At 71.9% G+C, this 15,422-nt stretch carries 14 protein-coding genes; 4 read left to right on the top strand and 10 right to left on the bottom strand.

What is annotated here, in order from left to right; all coding sequences use genetic code 11:
• Nucleotides 1–57: 57 nt before the first annotated feature.
• Nucleotides 58–813 carry a tyrosine-protein phosphatase gene (locus ACIRYZ_RS17330; RefSeq protein WP_402944830.1) on the top strand — a complete coding sequence of 252 codons (756 nt, stop codon included), beginning with the start codon at nt 58–60 and terminating at the stop codon, nt 811–813.
• 103 nt (nt 814–916) lie between these two features.
• Nucleotides 917–1,480: a DUF4291 domain-containing protein gene (locus ACIRYZ_RS17335; protein ID WP_402944833.1), complete on the top strand. Its 564-nt coding sequence runs from the start codon at nt 917–919 to the stop codon at nt 1,478–1,480.
• Nucleotides 1,481–1,492: 12 nt separating this feature from the next.
• Here ACIRYZ_RS17335 and ACIRYZ_RS17340 read toward each other — a convergent pair whose 3' ends face one another.
• Both ACIRYZ_RS17340 and ACIRYZ_RS17345 read right to left on the bottom strand, forming a co-directional pair.
• Complete coding sequence (locus ACIRYZ_RS17340; protein ID WP_402944836.1) at nt 1,493–2,353, bottom strand: ABC transporter permease; 861 nt, start codon at nt 2,351–2,353, stop codon at nt 1,493–1,495.
• Complete coding sequence (locus ACIRYZ_RS17345; protein ID WP_402944838.1) at nt 2,350–3,261, bottom strand: ABC transporter ATP-binding protein; 912 nt, start codon at nt 3,259–3,261, stop codon at nt 2,350–2,352. Before ACIRYZ_RS17345 ends, ACIRYZ_RS17340 begins: the two co-directional genes overlap by 4 nt.
• 134 nt (nt 3,262–3,395) lie before the next feature.
• Between ACIRYZ_RS17345 and ACIRYZ_RS17350 the strand changes: the two genes are divergently transcribed.
• The gene (locus ACIRYZ_RS17350; protein ID WP_402944840.1) at nt 3,396–4,586 is read left to right on the top strand and encodes a sensor histidine kinase; all 1,191 of its coding nucleotides are present in this window, start codon (nt 3,396–3,398) and stop codon (nt 4,584–4,586) included.
• Nucleotides 4,583–5,239: a response regulator gene (locus tag ACIRYZ_RS17355; protein ID WP_402944843.1), complete on the top strand. Its 657-nt coding sequence runs from the start codon at nt 4,583–4,585 to the stop codon at nt 5,237–5,239. Before ACIRYZ_RS17350 ends, ACIRYZ_RS17355 begins: the two co-directional genes overlap by 4 nt.
• 103 nt (nt 5,240–5,342) lie before the next feature.
• On the opposite strand, the gene ACIRYZ_RS17360 is transcribed toward ACIRYZ_RS17355, so the two are convergent.
• From ACIRYZ_RS17360 to ACIRYZ_RS17395, 8 genes are all read right to left on the bottom strand, one after another.
• Entirely contained in the window at nt 5,343–6,446 is a 1,104-nt protein-coding gene (locus ACIRYZ_RS17360) for a hypothetical protein (protein ID WP_402944845.1), read from the bottom strand.
• Nucleotides 6,447–6,932: 486 nt separating this feature from the next.
• Complete coding sequence (locus ACIRYZ_RS17365) at nt 6,933–7,523, bottom strand: hypothetical protein (protein WP_402944848.1); 591 nt, start codon at nt 7,521–7,523, stop codon at nt 6,933–6,935.
• Between the two features lie 136 nt (nt 7,524–7,659).
• On the bottom strand, nt 7,660–8,679 hold the full coding sequence (locus tag ACIRYZ_RS17370; protein ID WP_402944851.1) for an N-acetylglucosamine kinase: 1,020 nt from the start codon (nt 8,677–8,679) through the stop codon (nt 7,660–7,662).
• Between the two features lie 146 nt (nt 8,680–8,825).
• Nucleotides 8,826–10,106 (bottom strand): 6-phospho-beta-glucosidase, encoded by a 1,281-nt coding sequence (locus ACIRYZ_RS17375; protein WP_402945233.1) that lies wholly within the window; start codon nt 10,104–10,106, stop codon nt 8,826–8,828.
• An 8-nt stretch (nt 10,107–10,114) separates the two neighbouring features.
• On the bottom strand, nt 10,115–11,023 hold the full coding sequence (locus ACIRYZ_RS17380; RefSeq protein WP_393026025.1) for a carbohydrate ABC transporter permease: 909 nt from the start codon (nt 11,021–11,023) through the stop codon (nt 10,115–10,117).
• A 68-nt stretch (nt 11,024–11,091) separates the two neighbouring features.
• Nucleotides 11,092–12,120 carry a carbohydrate ABC transporter permease gene (locus tag ACIRYZ_RS17385; RefSeq protein ID WP_402944854.1) on the bottom strand — a complete coding sequence of 343 codons (1,029 nt, stop codon included), beginning with the start codon at nt 12,118–12,120 and terminating at the stop codon, nt 11,092–11,094.
• A gap of 27 nt (nt 12,121–12,147) precedes the next feature.
• Nucleotides 12,148–13,503 carry an ABC transporter substrate-binding protein gene (locus tag ACIRYZ_RS17390; protein WP_402944857.1) on the bottom strand — a complete coding sequence of 452 codons (1,356 nt, stop codon included), beginning with the start codon at nt 13,501–13,503 and terminating at the stop codon, nt 12,148–12,150.
• A gap of 103 nt (nt 13,504–13,606) precedes the next feature.
• Nucleotides 13,607–14,797, bottom strand: a complete 1,191-nt coding sequence (locus ACIRYZ_RS17395; protein ID WP_402944860.1) for an ROK family transcriptional regulator — start codon at nt 14,795–14,797, stop codon at nt 13,607–13,609.
• Nucleotides 14,798–15,422 lie beyond the last annotated feature (625 nt).

The following is a 15,422-nucleotide window of genomic DNA, read 5'->3' on the forward strand; positions in this document are numbered from 1 at the left end:
TGTCCTACTGGATGTCCTCCTCCTCCCGTGTGCGGCTTCACCCGAAAGGCCCCTCGCATGTCCCTGGTCAACTTCCGCGACTCCGCCCTCCTCAGCGACCCCGAGGGCCTGCGGATCCGCCCCGGGGTGCTGTACCGCTCCGCCCAGCCGTACCCGGCCGCCGACGAGGCCGTCGTCGCCCAGCTGCGCGCCTGCGACATCCGCACCATCGTCGACCTGCGCGACCCCCGCGAGACCCACCCCGCGGACTGGGCCGCCGCCGAGGAGGCCGGGATAGCCGTCGTCGCCGCCCCGGTGAACCCCGCCACCGACGCCCTCACCGCCCGCATGAGCACCATGACCACCGCCGCCGACCTCGGCGAGTTCTACGTGCTGCTCGCCGAGTCCGCCCCCGAGGCCGTCACCGTCGCCGTCGAGGCCGCCGCCCGCCCCGGCGCCGTCCTGCTCCACTGTGCCGCCGGCAAGGACCGCACCGGCCTGCTGACCGCTCTCCTGCTCGACCTCCTCGGCGTCCCCGCCGACCTCATCGTCGCCGACTACGCCCGCACCGCCGACGCCCTCCCGCAGATCTTCGCCAACCTCGCCGAACGCCACCGCACCGCCCTCAACGGGCAGGGCGCCACCCGCGTCACCGACTCCGACGGCCGCCACCTCACCATCCCCGCCCCCCTGCTGCAGGCCCCCGCCGAGGCGATGACCGTCTTCCTCCGGCGTGTCCACACCCACCACGGCGGCGCGGCGACCTTCCTCCCCGCCTGCGGCGTCCCGGCCGCGACCCTGGGCGCCTTCCTCGCCAAGGCGGCGGTGGCATGATCGGCGCCCAGGTCGTCCCGTAGCCCCGACGATCCGGTGGCCCGGCAATCCCGTTGCGCCGGGCCCGCCCGTCCTGGCAGCGTGCGGGGCCAGGGGGTGCCCTATGACCGCACTGCGCGAGATCCGCGCCGACCACGACGGCCGCACGATCGTGCTCTACCAGGCCTTCCCGCCGGCCGTCGCCGACGCGGCCCTGGCGGCGGGCCGCTTCGTGCCGCCGTTCAGCTTCCAACGGATGACCTGGATCAAGCCGTCGTTCCGCTGGCTGATGCACCGCAGCAACTGGGCCCGCAAGCCGGGTCAGACCAGGGTGCTGGCGGTCCGGATCACCCGTGAGGGCTGGGAGGAGGCGCTCGGCCGGGCCGTGCTGACCACCGCCCACCCGGACGAGGTGGCCCGCGCCGAGGTCCATGTGCAGTGGGATCCGGAGCGGACGCTGCGCGGGGCGGCGCTCAACCAGTACAGCATCCAGGTGGGCATCGGCCGCTCGCTGATCCGCACCTTCGCCGAGGAGTGGGTCACCGAACTCACCGACCTCACCCCGCAGGTGCAGCGGATCGCCGCGCTGGTCCGCGGGGGCCAGGTGGCGAAGGCGCAGCGGCTGCTGCCGCCCGAACGCCCGTACCGGCTGCCCGCCGGGACCGCGCGGCGGCTCAACATCCTGTGATCATCAGGGACTTCACACGTCCCGCCGTCGCACCACGACCACCGTCACCGCCACCGCGAAGACCGCCCACACCCCCATGGTGATCCAGGCGTCCAGCACACTGGGCGCCCACTTGCTCGTCGTGGTCGAGGAGTGGGGGTTGTAGGTGAGCCTGCCGACGGTGGCCAGCGGCAGGTGGCTGCCGATCTCGTGCAGCCACCGGTAGCGGTCGCCGCCGAACATCAGCGGCATGATGAAGAACAGCAGTACCAGCGACACGATCGAGGCGGTGGCGTGCCGCAGCACCGCGCCCAGTGCCATCCCGATCAGCGCGCAGACCGGCACGATCGCCGCGTAGGAGAGGACGGCCCGCAGGCTGACCCCTTCGGTGATGGAGAGTCCGACGTGCCGGGAGGCCAGCATCGCGTTGGTGGTGAAGAAGGACAGCGTCGACACCACGATCCCGGCGAGCGCGGTGATCCCGCCGATCAGCAGCACCTTGGCGGCGATCACCCCGCGCCGGTCCGGCACCGCGGCGAAGGTGGTGCGGATCATCCCGGTGGTGTACTCGCCGAACACGGTGATCGCCCCGAGGCTGCCGGCCGCGATCGCCATCAGGTAACAGGCGATGTTGCTCAGGCCGTGGAACAGTGGGTCGTACCGGTACGGCGGCATGCCGGGCATCCGCGGCGGCGGGTGGTCGATGTACGTCAGGTCGCTGTGGACGGCGTTGATGTTGATCACGATCGCCGCCAGCGAGGCGAGCGCCAGCACCCAGTACGTCGACCGCAGCGAACGCAGTTTGATCCACTCGGCGGTGAGCAGGTCGGTGAACCGGGGTGCCGGTTCGGCGAAGTGGACGGTCTTCGGGAAATCGACGGTCATGGTGCTCAACGGGCCTCTCCTGCCAGGTACTCGACGCTGTCGGCGGTCAGGGACATGAACGCGGACTCCAAGGAGGACGTCCGGGTGGCCAGCTCGTGCAGCACCACGCCTTGGCGCAGCGCGAGTTCGCCGATCCGTTCGGCGGGCATTCCGGTGACGATGCCGAACTGCTGGTCGACCAGGCCGACTTCGGCGCCATCGGCGCGCAATGCGTCGGCCAGCAGCGAAAGTTCCGGCGCCCGCACGGCCACACTCGACTCCGCGTTGCGCGCCGAGAACTCGGCCAGGCTCTCGTTCGCGATCAGCCGTCCGCGCCCGATCACCACCAGGTGGTCGGCGGTGTGCTCCATCTCGGCCATCATGTGGCTGGAGACGAAGACCGTCCGCCCCTCGTCCGCGAGCCGGCGGAACAGCCCGCGCACCCAGAGCACGCCCTCGGGGTCCAGCCCGTTCAGCGGCTCGTCGAAGAGCAGCACGGGCGGGTCGCCGAGCAGGGCGCCGGCGATGCCCAGGCGCTGCTTCATGCCCAGCGAGTAGCCGCCGATCCGCCGGCCGGCGGCCTTGCCGAGGCCGACCTCGGCCAGCACCTCGTCGACCCGCCCGAGCGGGATCCGGTTGCTGCGGGCCAGCGCCGACAGGTGCGCCCTGGCGCTGCGCCCGCCGTGCACGTCCCCGGCGTCCAGCAGGGCGCCGACGTGCCGCAGGCCGCGCGGCCGGTTCGCGAAGGGCACGCCGTCGACGGTGACGGTGCCCCCGGTGGGGGTGTTGAGGCCCAGGATCATCCGCAGCGTGGTGGACTTGCCCGCGCCGTTGGGGCCGAGGAAGCCGGTGACGGCGCCCGGCCGGACGGTGAAGGTCAACTGGTCGACGGCCGTGGTGGCGCCGTACCGCTTGGTCAGTCGCTCGATCTCGATCACGGGGGCAACGGTGCCGGTCAGGGCCCTGGTCGGGCATCGGGCGGCGGGACACAACGAGGAGCGGCCGCACCCGCCCCCGGGATTACTCCCGCGGGCCAATGTGCCGCCGCACCGGCCGCCGCTACCATCGCGTCATGATCACCGAACCCCGCCCGCCCCTGCTCAGGCGCCTGCCCGCGGGCGTGTGGGTGGCGGCGCTCTGGACGGCCTTGGTGGTGTTCCGGTTCTTCACCCGGGCCGACGAACTGCGCCACCTCTTCGACTACCACGGCAACCCCGAGGACATGCCGCTGGTGGTCACGGCCGTGGTCACCACCCTGGTCGCGTTCCTGCTGGTCCGACTGCCGCTGGCCGCCATCGCGGTGGCGCTCGCGGGCAGCATCTTCGCGCTCGGGATGTGGCAGGTCCCGGAGACCACGGGGCTGCAGTTCCTGATCGCCGACGCCGTGGTCGGCTACTGCGCGGCCACCCGCTCCCGCGCGGTCTCGCTGAGCGCCCTCGGGCTGCCGCTCGCCACGCTCGGGGCGCTGCTGCTCTGGGGTGCCGTCAACGACTACCCCGTCAACCCGCTCGCCTACGCCGGCTTCGGTGCGACCGTCCTGATCGCCTGGCTGGTCGGCAACACGATCCACCAGGGCCGCGCCCACACCGAGGCCCTGCGCGGGCGCGCCACCGAACAGGCCGTCACCGCCGAACGGCTGCGCATCGCCCGTGAGTTGCACGACATGGTCGCCCACAACATCGGCATCATCGCGATCCAGGCCGGCATGGGCAGCCGGGTCATGGACACCCAGCCCGCCGAGACCCGCAAGGCGCTGAACGCCATCGAGGCCACCAGCCGGGAGACCCTGGCCGGGCTGCGCCGGATGCTGGGCGCGCTGCGGCAGGGCGAGGGGGAGTCGGCGCCGCTCGAAGTCGCGCCGGGGCTCGACGAGTTGGAGCGGATGGTGGAGAAGGCGGCGGGCGCCGGGGTGCGGGTCGCGCTCACCCGGCGCGGCGATGCCCGCACCCTGCCGCCCGAGGTGGACCTCGCCGCCTACCGGATCGTCCAGGAGGCCGTCACCAACGTGGTCAAGCACTCCGGCACCCGCGACTGCCACGTCACCGTCGCGTACGAGGACCGGGAACTCGGCGTCACCGTCGTGGACCTGGGCGCCGGCGCCGCGACCGGCACCCCCGGCACCGGCTACGGCCTGGCCGGCATGCGCGAGCGGGTCGCCCTGCTGCACGGCGAGTTCAGCGCCGGCCCGCGCCCCGAGGGCGGCTTCCGCGTCGCCGCCCGGCTGCCGATCCCCGAAGAAGCCGCCCTGGAGGTGGGACCGTGATCCGCGTCGTCCTGGTCGACGACCAGCCGCTCATCCGCACCGGTCTGCGGGTGCTGATCGCCGACGCCCCCGACCTGGAGGTGGTCGGCGAGGCCGGCAACGGCGCCGAGGCCGTCGAACTGGTCGCCCGGCTGCGCCCGGACGTCGCCGTGATGGACATCCGGATGCCCGGCATGGACGGCATCGAGGCGACCCGCCGGATCCTCGCCGACCCGGACCTGCCCACCCATGTGCTCGTCCTCACCACCTTCGACGACGACGACTACGTGTACGGCGCGCTGCGCGCCGGGGCGAGCGGTTTCCTGGTCAAGGACCTGGCCCTGGAGACCATCCTGGACGGCGTACGGGTGGTCGCCGCCGGGGACGCCCTGCTCGCGCCCGGCATCACCCGGCGCCTGATCGGCGAGTTCGCCGCCCGCCCGGAGGCCGCCGCCCGGCCCCGGAAGTCCGCCGCGGGCATCACCGGGCGCGAGCGCGAGGTGCTGACCCTGGTCGGCCGCGGCCTGTCCAACGCGGAGATCGCCGAGGAGCTCACCATCAGCGTGGCCACCGCCAAGGCGCACGTCGCCCGGCTGTTCACCAAGCTGGACGCCCGGGACCGGGTCCATCTGGTCATCCACGCCTACGAGTTCGGCCTCGTCGCGCCCTCCTAGGACATGCCCGGGGCGCGCCCCGGGAACGCGACGAGCGCCGGGGTGGGCCCGCACAACCCACCCCGGCGCTCTACCCCTGTGTCAGATCGTCATAGGCGGTGCCTCAGGGGACGATCGCGTGCGAGATCTGGCAGGAGCTGTTCACGTTCGACCAGGTCGCCTGCATGGCGAACGAGCCGGTCGAGAAGTTCACGTTCTGCGCGCCGCCGGTGCCGCCGGTGCCCTTCCAGGCGCACTTGTCGCCGTTCTCGGCACCCGTGGAGTCGGTCCAGCCGCCGGCCGGGTTCTGGTCGGTGACGGTCTCCGCGTACTCGTGGCCGTACACGATGGTCACGCCGTCCAGCAGGCCCGCGTTGCCGCTGTTGACGTAGTTCTGGCCGCAGGAGGTGCCCATGTCGGTCACGTACGGGTTGTTGCTGAACGCGATGTCACCGTACGGCGAGGTGGCCGCGCCACCGCTCAGCGTGGTGTCGCCGTTCCAGTCGTGCCAGGCGCAGAACTGACCGGTGGAGGTGTTGAAGCCGTCCGGGTGGGTCCCGGTCGGCGAGAGCACGATGTACTGCGCGTTGCGGTTGGAGGCCGCGGTGGTGTTGCCGAAGTGCCCGGCGGCCGCGATGGCCTCGGTGGCGATCTGGTTGCCGGTGGCCTGGCCCGGCGCGGCGGTCGAGTTGTCCACCCAGACGCCGGCCAGCGCGCCGCCGGTCGGGTAGCCGACGTGCGCGGCGGTCGACGGGCAGGTGGTGGCGCCCTTGGTGATGCCCTCGCAGTACTGGGTCAGGACGCCGGACCAGAGTTCGTTGTTGGTGCCCAGGCCCTTGTACAGCTGCTGCGCGCGCACGGCCTCGCCCGACGGGTCGCCGGACATCGTGGTGTAGCCGTTGGCGTCGGTGCCCGCGGTGCCCCACTGGGAGCCCCAGATGACCACGTAGACCTTCGGGGCGCCGGTGGTGACACCGATGCCGTCGACGCCGCCGCCGTACTTCAGGTTCGACGTCCGGGTCGCGGCCGCGGAGGCGGCGTTGGCGTGCTGGGCGCTCTCCTTGGTGGGGACGACGCCGTGCCGGTACGGGTGGCTGTTCCCGGCGAACTCGCTGCTCGGCTGGTCCGCCTGGGCGGCCGGGGCGGCGGCGAAACCGGTGGCGGCCAGCGCCAGCGCGCTGAGGCCGGTCAGGGCCCGGACTCGCGCCTTGCGGGAGGTGGGGGACATGCCCATTGTGAGGGTTCCTCTCTCATGCCGACCGCACACGGATGGGGCGCGGCGGCACTGTGGGGGACAAATGGGGAGGAGCAACGACGGCGACCCGGAACCACTGGCGGTTCGTCATGAACAGTCAGTGAAGTGGGGATGGGGCACCGGTTTACCGCCGACGGCCGGAAGCAAAGCACCGCCGCCGAAACCGGGTCAACGACGGCGATAGTAAGACCAACCCCAAGGGAACCCCCGGCGAACGTATAGAACGCCAAAAGGCGGCAGCTGACGGGCTGTTGACACGCGTAGCGCAGCCGAATCTCAACAGTTGAGGGTGCGGTTTACACCGTATTCGCCCCCCCGCCTCCTCCCCGCGACCTGCACCGAAAGGCCACAACCGCCCCTTCCCAGCCTCCCGGTCGGTGCCCTACCTTGTCCGCACCACTGCGACCGCCGTCCGCGGGAACACCGGCGACACCCGTGCTCCGGCGCGCACCTCGCCCGCTACGGCCCCTCGATCTCCCCGATCCGCATGATCCCCCCGTGCGAGTCGAGCACCACGTCGTAGGCGTTGCCGAAGCAGGCGTACGGGTCGGCCGGGTCGAGGTCGGCGAGGCAGTCGTTGAGGTGGGTGACCAGCTCGTCCAGCTGGACGGGCTTCGCCGCGTCCCCGTGCGGGCGGTCGACCAGCGTCGCCGTCACGCCCGACGCCGCGAAGCCGTAGCGGACGGGCGTGCCGGTGGCCTCGTAGTGGGGCGGGGTGCAGCCGTAGCGGCCGGTTTGGGCGGTGAGCCCGGTCGGGTCGGCGGCCACGATGACGAGCACCTGGTGGCCGGGCAGTCGACTGGGGGCCGGGCACGGGTAGCCGGGGTCCGGGGCGGCGATGGTGCCGGCGCCGGGGGAGTCGGCGGCCTCGTCGTCGGCGAGGTCGTCCCCGTCGTCCAGCGGGTCGTCGGCGCCCTCGTCGGCGAGGGCGGCGGCGGAGGAGGCCGCGTTCACCGTCGGGCGGGAGTCGGCGGGGGTGCAGCCGGTGAGGCAGGCCAGGGCGGTGCCGGTCAGCACGGCGGCGGCGAGGAGGATGCGGGGCACGGCCATGGCACAAGTCTCCCCGGGCGGCGGCGCTGGTCCGCACTCGGGTGCACGACCGGCGCGCGGGGAACGGTTCCCGCCCCCGCCGGATGTGCGGATCCGGCAGGGGCGGGAAGTCTCGGGACGGCACCCGGGGAGGGCCTCAGGCCGCGACCGGCCGCTGCGCCTCGTACACCTCGCGCACCCGCGCCCGCGCCGTCGGCTCCACGCCCAGGTGGTCGAGCCCGAGCAGCGCCGCGCCCAGGACGGGCGGCGCGACGACCACCCGCGGCTCGGCCAGCGGGGCGGCCTCGGCGAGGCGCGCCGTGAGGTTGTCGAGCAGCAGCGGCTGCCGGGAGGCGAGCACCCCGCCGCCGAGCACCACCGGGGTGGGGACGTCCAGCAGGTCCAGCCGTCTCAGCGCGACGACGGCCAGCCGGACGATCTCGTCGGCCTGTCGGTCGATCAGCTCCAGGGCGGTGGCGTCCCCTTCGCCCGCGACCGCGAACAGCACCCGGACGATCTCGTGCAGCCGGGCGCTCGGCAGGTGCCCGAGGTGGACGGCCTCCGCGACGGCCCCGGCGCTGGGCAGGCCGAAGTGCTCGGCGATGGCCCGGGCCAGCGCGGTCGGCCCGCCGCGCCCGTCCTCCGCGCGGACGGAGTGCCACATGCTGGTGAGGGCGAGCCCGCCGCCGCCGCCCCAGTCGCCGGTGAGCTCGCCGAGCGCGGGGAAGCGGGCGGTGCGTCCGTCCGGCAGCAGGCCGACGCAGTTGATCCCGGCGCCGCAGACCACCGCGACCCCGCGTGGGCCGTCGGTGCCGGCCCGCAGCAGGCCGAAGGTGTCGTTGACGACGGTGTTGCTGGCGCCCCAGGGGTGCGATTCGAGGGCGGTGCGCAGCGCCTCCTCCTCCACGGGGAGGTCGGCGTTGGCCAGGCAGGCGCTGACGTGGCTGGTGAGCACGCCGTTCCAGGAGGGGTGGCCGGCCGCCGCGGCGGCCTCCTCGACCAGCGGAGCGAGGCCGGCGACGGCTGCGGCGCCGCCGATCCTCTGGGGTGCGAAGCCGCCGCCGTGGGCGGTGCCCAGGACGGTGCCGTCGGCGCCGATCAGGGCGACGTCGGTCTTGGAGTTGCCCGCGTCGATGGCGAGTACGCCGGGCAGGAGTGGTTCGGGCTGGTGGGTCATCGGGTCCCCGCGGCTCGTACGTGGCCCGGCCGCAAGCCCCGGCCGGGGTGCCCGGCCGGGGTGCCCGGCCGGGGGTGGTCGGTCTCCTCGCTGCGCGCCCGGCCCGTACTCCGGAGCGATCCGAAGCGGGTCGGGCACCGGGCCGATCAGGCCCAGGCGAGGTGCTCGCGGTTGTGGGCGAGCAGCAGGTCCGTGAGCCGGTCGGCGAGTTCGATCTGGCCGACCAGCGGGTGGGCGAGCAGGGCGTCGAAGACCCGGTCGCGTCCGCCGCGCAGGGCGGCGTCGAGCGCGAGGTGCTCGTACGAGGTGACGGCGGCGACCAGTCCGGCGAACAACGGCTCGACCGGCCGCTGCGGCAGCGGCCGCACGCCGTCGGCGTCCACCTCGGCCGGTACCTCGATGACGGCGTCGTCCGGTAGGAAGGGCAGCACGCCGTCGTTGCGGGTGTTCACCACCTGCACGGATGTCCCGCCGCCGGTGCCCAGCAGTGCCGCGATCAGCTGGACGGCGGCCTCCGAGTAGAAGGCCCCGCCGCGCTTGCCGAGCAGCTCCGGCTTGGTGTCCGAGCCGGGGTCGGCGTACAGCTCCAGCAGCTGCCGTTCGATCTCGGCGACCTGTGCGGCCCGCGAGCCCTGCGCCTTGAGCTCCTCGACCACCGCGTCGTGCTGGTAGAAGTACCGCAGGTAGTACGAGGGCACCACGCCGAGCCGTTGGACGAAGGGCTGCGGCAGGTGGAGGTCGTCGGCGATCTCCTTGCCGAAGTCCCGCAGCAGCTCGGGCAGCACCTCCCGACCGGCGGAGGAACCGGGACCGTCCAGCAGGGTCACCCCGCGCTCCCAGGTCAGGTGGTTGAGCCCGACGTGGTCCAGCCGGACCAGCTCCGGCGCGACCCCGAGGTGCGCCGCGAACTTGCGCTGGAAGCCGATCGCGACGTTGCACAGCCCGACGGCCTTGTGGCCGGCGCTCTGCAGGGCCCGGGTGACGACGCCGACCGGGTTGGTGAAGTCCACGATCCAGGCGTCCGGGTTGGTCCGGCGGACCTGCTCGGCGATGTCCAGCACGACCGGGACGGTGCGCAGCGCCTTGGCGAGCCCGCCCGCGCCGGTGGTCTCCTGGCCGACGCAGCCGCATTCCAGCGGCCAGGTCTCGTCCCGGTCGCGGGCCGCCTGCCCGCCGACGCGCAGCTGGAGCAGGACGGCGTCGGCGTCCGCGACCCCCGCTGCGAGGTCCGTGGTCGTGGTGACCGTGGCCGAGTGCCCCTGCTTGGCGAAGATCCGTCGGGCCAGGCCGCCGATCAGCTCCAGCCGCTCGGCGGCCGGGTCGATCAGCACCAGTTCGCCGACCGGCAGGGTGTCGCGCAGCCGGGCGAAACCGTCGATCAGCTCCGGGGTGTAGGTCGAACCACCGCCGACGATTGCCAACTTCAGTGCGGACATCAGCCCTTGACCCCTGTCAGTGTCACGCCTTCGATGAAGGCCTTCTGTGCGAAGAAGAAGAGGACGATCACCGGCGCCATCACCAGCAGGGTGGCGGCCATGGTGAGGTTCCAGTTGGTGTGGTGGGCGGCCTTGAACGACTCCAGGCCGTAACTGAGCGTCCAGGCCTCGTGGTTGTTGCTGGCGTAGATCTGCGGGCCGAAGTAGTCGTTCCAGCAGTAGAAGAACTGGAAGAGCGCGACGGCGGCGATGGCCGGCTTGGCCATCGGCAGGACCACCCGCAGCAGGGTGCGCAGGTCGCCGCAGCCGTCGATCCGGGCGGCCTCGATGTACTCCTTGGGGATGGTCATCAGGAACTGGCGCAGCAGGAAGATCGAGAAGGCGTCGCCGAAGGCCATCGGGATGATCAGCGGCCAGAGCGAGCCGCCCATGCCCATCTGCTTGGCCCAGAACAGGTACATCGGGATGACGGTGACCTGGGGCGGAAGCATCATCATCGCGATGACCGCCATCAGCGCCAGATTGCGGCCGCGGAAGCGGAACTTGGCGAGCGCGTAGGCGACCGGCAGGCTGGAGACGATGGTCAGCAGGGTGCCGGCGCCGGCGTACACCAGGGTGTTGCGCCACCAGGTGAGGAAGCCGGGGGTGTCCCACACCTTGCCGTAGTTGCCCCACTCCCAGTGGGTGGGCCAGTAGTCGGTGGTGAGCGCCTGCTGGTCGTCCATCACCGAGGTGAGGAAGACGAAGACGAAGGGCAGCAGGAAGAACAGCGCGGCGGCGATCGCCAGGGAGTGCACGGCCACCCAGTTGAGCACGGCGCGGCGCCGGGCGGCCCGGGCGGCGGGACCGCCGGCCCGGGGGGCACCGGCCGGGGAGGGCGCCTCGGTGAGCGTGGAGCTGAGAGTCATGGTGAAGTCCTCATTGGTCCGCGATCCGGTCCGCTGGTCGGTCGCTGGTCGGTCCGCGATCCGGTCCGCTAGTCGTCGCTCGCCATGAAGCCGGACCGGCGGCGGAGCAGGATCGAGGTGACGGCCATCGAGATGGCGAACAGCACCAGGGCGACGACGCAGGCCGCGCCGTAGTTGAAGCGCTGGAAGCCGAGGTTGTAGACCATCTGCGGCAGGGTCCAGGTGGAGCCCTGGGGGAAGCCCGGCTCGAACGGCTGGCCGGAGTTGCCCGCGATGCCGCTGGCGACCTTCCCGGCGACGATCGCCTGGGTGTAGTACTGCATGGTCTGGATGACCCCGGTGACCACCGCGAACATGATGATCGGCGAGATGTTCGGCAGTGTGACGTACCGGAACCTCTGGAACGGGCCGGCGCCGTCCAGCTCGGCCGCCTCGTACTGCTCCTTGGGGACGTCCAGCAGCGAGGCCATGAAGATGACCATCAGGTCGCCGACGCCCCACATGGCGAGCATGGTGAGCGCGGGCTTGGACCAGTCGGGGTCGGCGAACCAGCCGGGCTGCGGCAGGCCGAGTTCGCCGAGCAGGTGGTTGACCGGGCCGGTGCCCGGGTTGAGCAGGAACGCGAAGGCGACGGTGGCGGCCACCGGCGGGGCCAGGTACGGCAGGTAGAACACCGTGCGGAAGAAGCCGACACCGGTCTTGATCTTGGTGATCAGCAGTCCGACGCCGAGGCCGAAGGCGACCCGCAGGGTCACCATGACGACGACCAGCCACAGGGTGTTGCGCAGGCCCTGCCAGAAGGTCGGCAGCTCGTCGAGGGCGTAGTCCCAGTTCTTCAGCCCGTTGAAGCTGGGCGCGCCGAAGCCGTTGTACTGGGTGAAGGAGAAGTAGACGGTCGAGACCAGCGGGTAGACGAAGAAGACGCTGAACCCGATCAGCCAGGGCGAGAGGAAGGCGAGGGCGCGGGCCGCCTCCCGGCGGCGCTTCCGGCGCAGCAGGCGCTGCGTGGAGGACGCCGCCGGGTCGGCCGGCCCAGTGCCCTTGGCGGCGCCGCCCTCGGGGGCGCCTCCCTTGCGGGTGCCGAACGCGATTGACATGGGAGCTCCGTGGACCGTTCCCGCCGCCTACTTGGCCTGGGCGATGTCGGTGTCTATCTGCTTCGCCGTGCCGGCCAGGCCGGCCTGCAGGTCGGCCTGCTTGCCGGACTCGTAGTCGTAGCCGAGGTTCTGCAGCGAGAGGATGTAGCCGCCGCCGTTGACGCTGGCCGGGGTGGTGCCGGAGTGCGGGTTCTTGGCGACGTCCAGGAAGGTCTTGAAGTTGGGGTCGCTGACCAGCTTCGGCGAGTTGAGTGCGTCGAAGGTGCTCGGCACGTTGTGGATCTCGTTGGCGAAGTTGACCACCGCGTCGGTGTCGGTGGTCAGGTACTTGACCAGCTCCCAGGCCGCGGCCTGCTTCTTGCTGGTGCTGGCGATGCCGACGATGGTGCCGGTCTGGTAGCCGCGCCCGTAGGTGTCCGCCTGGTCGTCCGGGACGGGGAACGGCGCGGTGGCCCAGTCGAAGTCGGGCTTGTTCTCGGCGAGCGAGGCGGTGCGCCACTCGCCGTCGATGGCCATCGCGACCTGGCCGGTCTGGAAGGGGCTCTTGGCGCTGAACTCCTCGCCGAAGGTGGCGCGGAACTTGTCCAGCTTGGCGAAGCCGCCGAGCTGGTCGACCATGCCCTTCTGCCAGTTGAGCATCGCGGCGACCTTCGGGTCGGCGGCGATGTTCGACTTGCCGTCGGCGTTGAAGTAGGTGGGGCCGTACTGACCGAGGAAGTGTTCGATCTGGGACTCGTAGCCGTGGTACAGCGGCATGAAGCCGAGTTGCTTGTACGAGTCGCCGTCGGGGACGGTCAACTTCTTGGCGTCGTCGGCGAATTCGCTGAAGGTCCTGGGCGGGTTCGCGATGCCGGCCGCGGCGAAGGCCTTCTTGTTGTAGTACAGGCCGTAGGCGTCGCCGAGCAGCGGCAGAGAGCACTGGTCGCCCTGGAACTGCGAGTAGTTGAGCATCGCGGCCGGGAAGGTCTTGGCCGCGTCGATGCCGCTCTTCTGCAGCAGGGGCTTGAGGTCGACGAAGGCCTTGGTCGAGCAGAACATGCCGACGTTGTTGGTGGTGAAGGAGGACACCACGTCCGGCGCGTCGTCGCCGCCGGCCCGCAGGGCCTGGTTGACCTTGTCGTCCGCGATGTTGCCCACGGTCTTGACGTGGATGTTGGGGTGGGCCTTCTCGAAGGCGGCGATGTTGTCGTTGATCGCCTTCACCTCGTTGTCCTGGCTCCAGCCGTGCCAGAAGGTGATGGTGACGTCCTTGCCGCCGGCCGAGTCGTCGGTGCCGCCCGCGTCGTTGGAACCGGTGCAGGCGCTGGCGAGCAGGGCCAGCACGGCGCTGCCGGCGACGGCGGCGATCGTGCGACGGCCTCTGCGGGAGGTGGTGGCGTGCACTTCGAGGTCCTCCTGGAGGTGCGCGGGCAGGCGTCATTGCCTCGGGTCCCGCGTGGGGGTAGGGGAGAGGTGGGTGCAGGTGAACGAGGTGACAGGGGGAGCGTCAGTGGGTGGAGAAGACCGCCTCGCGGGCGTCGGCGAGGGCGCGTTGCAGAGCGCCGTGCAGGACGGGTGAGCCGGGCAGGGCACTGCTGCGGACTTCCGGCCGGGCGAGGCAGATCCGGGCCAGTTCGTCCTCGACGAGCGCGCGCAGGCGTTCGCCGCCCGCGCTCGGCACCGCGCCGGAGAGGACCACCAGCTGGGGGTCGATCACGGCGACGATCACGGCCAGCCCGACGGCGAGCCGCCCGGCCAGTTCGGTCAGGAAGGTGTCGCCGGCGCCCGGGGTGGCCAGGGCCTTGGCGATCGACTCCTCCGCGCTGGGCGCGCCGAGGCCGTGCTCGCGGGCCAGGGCGCGGACGGCGGGTGCGCCGACCTGGGCCTGGAAGCCGCCGAACTTGCGCCGCCGGGCGTCCCACTCGACCGGGGAGTCGGGCACCGGCATGTAGCCGACCTCCCCGGCGCCGCCGGTGAAGCCGCGGTGCAGGCGTCCGGCGATCACGATCGCGGCGCCGACGCCCGCCTCGGCCCAGAGCAGGACGAAGTCCTCGAAGCCCGCCGCCGCGCCGGAGGCCTGCTCGGCGACGGCGGCCAGGTTCACGTCGTTCTCGATCGACACCGGCGCGCCGATCGCCCCGGACAGCTCCTCGACCAGCCGCGGCGAGTGCCAGCCCGGCAGGTGGGAGGCGTAGCGCAGCTTGCCGGTGACCGGGTCGGGGGCGCCGCCGAGGCCGATCGCGACGGTGCGCAGGCTCCCCGGGCCGAGCCCCGCGGCCCGGACCGCCCCGGCGACGGCGGCGGCGACCGCGGGGACGGTCCCGGCGGCCGGGACGCCCCGGGTCGACACGGCGTGCTCGGTCAGCGTGGTCCCGGTGATGTCGGCGATCGCGACCCTGATCCCGCTGTTGGTGACGTCCAGCCCGGCGACGTACCCGGCGGCCGGATTCACCTGGTACAGCTGCGCGTTGGGGCCGGGGCCGCCCTCCGTGGTGCCGACCGGCAGGACCAGCCCGGCCGCCTCCAGGCGGGCCAGCAGCTGGGAGGCGGTGGGCTTGGACAGCCCGGTCAGGGTGCCGATCTGGGTGCGCGAGAGCGGGCCGTTGGCCAGCAGGAGTTCGAGGGCGGCGCGGTCGTTGATGGCGCGCAGGAGGCTCGGGGTGCCGGCGAGGGGGGCCTTGACGGTGCTCTTGGTCATGCCCGGAATCCTCCTCTTTCGGCCGGTTGCCGGGAACTGTTAGGAAACTTTCCAGTTGCTTGTACAGGACCGTACGGGCCGCGTCAGCGGGGTGTCAATGGCCGGTGGAGCGGAGGATGCCGAAGCGTTACCGGACAGCGCGAAGCCCCGCCCCCGCCGGAGCGGGGCTGGTGCCCGCCCAGCCTTCAAAAAAAAAGAAGCTGATATAAAAAGAAAATAACTGCGCCGCTCCTCCTTGGGTAAGGAGGGGTGGCGCGCCAATGAGTGAAAGAATTAGAGAAGATGGGAACTGGTGGCCCCTCGGCGAGCCGAGGGGCCACACCAGTTAAAGCAAATCAGCTACTGAAAACAGGCGCGGCGACCTCCTCCGGCGAGGAGGGGTGCCGCGGTTACTATGGACAAATAACGACAGGGGTGCGGGTATCTGAAGGAAGCGCCAGATAACCGGCGATCACAGCGAGGGTCGCCCAACTCCGCTGGTTGGACCAACTCGGAGCCCACCCGCCTGTCCAGTAAGCCACCCCTTGTCGCCCGTCGCCGCTTCCGGAAGGCCAGAACGGCGCCCGCAAATACCCGGCCCCCGCGCCTGCGGACGGCAGGGCGGACTCGTGGGGACTAAATGCGG

Source organism: Kitasatospora sp. NPDC101155, from assembly GCF_044768305.1.
In the GTDB taxonomy this organism is placed as follows: Bacteria; Actinomycetota; Actinomycetes; order Streptomycetales; family Streptomycetaceae; genus Kitasatospora.

Bases quoted from the DNA above. Each gene is read 5' to 3' on its own strand.
- ACIRYZ_RS17330 (WP_402944830.1), top strand. From the start codon at position 58: ATGTCCCTGGTCAACTTCCGCGACTCCGCCCTCCTCAGCGACCCCGAG.
- ACIRYZ_RS17335 (WP_402944833.1), top strand. From the start codon at position 917: ATGACCGCACTGCGCGAGATCCGCGCCGACCACGACGGCCGCACGATC.
- ACIRYZ_RS17350 (WP_402944840.1), top strand. From the start codon at position 3,396: ATGATCACCGAACCCCGCCCGCCCCTGCTCAGGCGCCTGCCCGCGGGC.
- ACIRYZ_RS17360 (WP_402944845.1), bottom strand. From the start codon at position 6,446: ATGTCCCCCACCTCCCGCAAGGCGCGAGTCCGGGCCCTGACCGGCCTC.
- ACIRYZ_RS17365 (WP_402944848.1), bottom strand. From the start codon at position 7,523: ATGGCCGTGCCCCGCATCCTCCTCGCCGCCGCCGTGCTGACCGGCACC.
- ACIRYZ_RS17370 (WP_402944851.1), bottom strand. From the start codon at position 8,679: ATGACCCACCAGCCCGAACCACTCCTGCCCGGCGTACTCGCCATCGAC.
- ACIRYZ_RS17380 (WP_393026025.1), bottom strand. From the start codon at position 11,023: ATGACTCTCAGCTCCACGCTCACCGAGGCGCCCTCCCCGGCCGGTGCC.
- ACIRYZ_RS17385 (WP_402944854.1), bottom strand. From the start codon at position 12,120: ATGTCAATCGCGTTCGGCACCCGCAAGGGAGGCGCCCCCGAGGGCGGC.
- ACIRYZ_RS17395 (WP_402944860.1), bottom strand. From the start codon at position 14,797: ATGACCAAGAGCACCGTCAAGGCCCCCCTCGCCGGCACCCCGAGCCTC.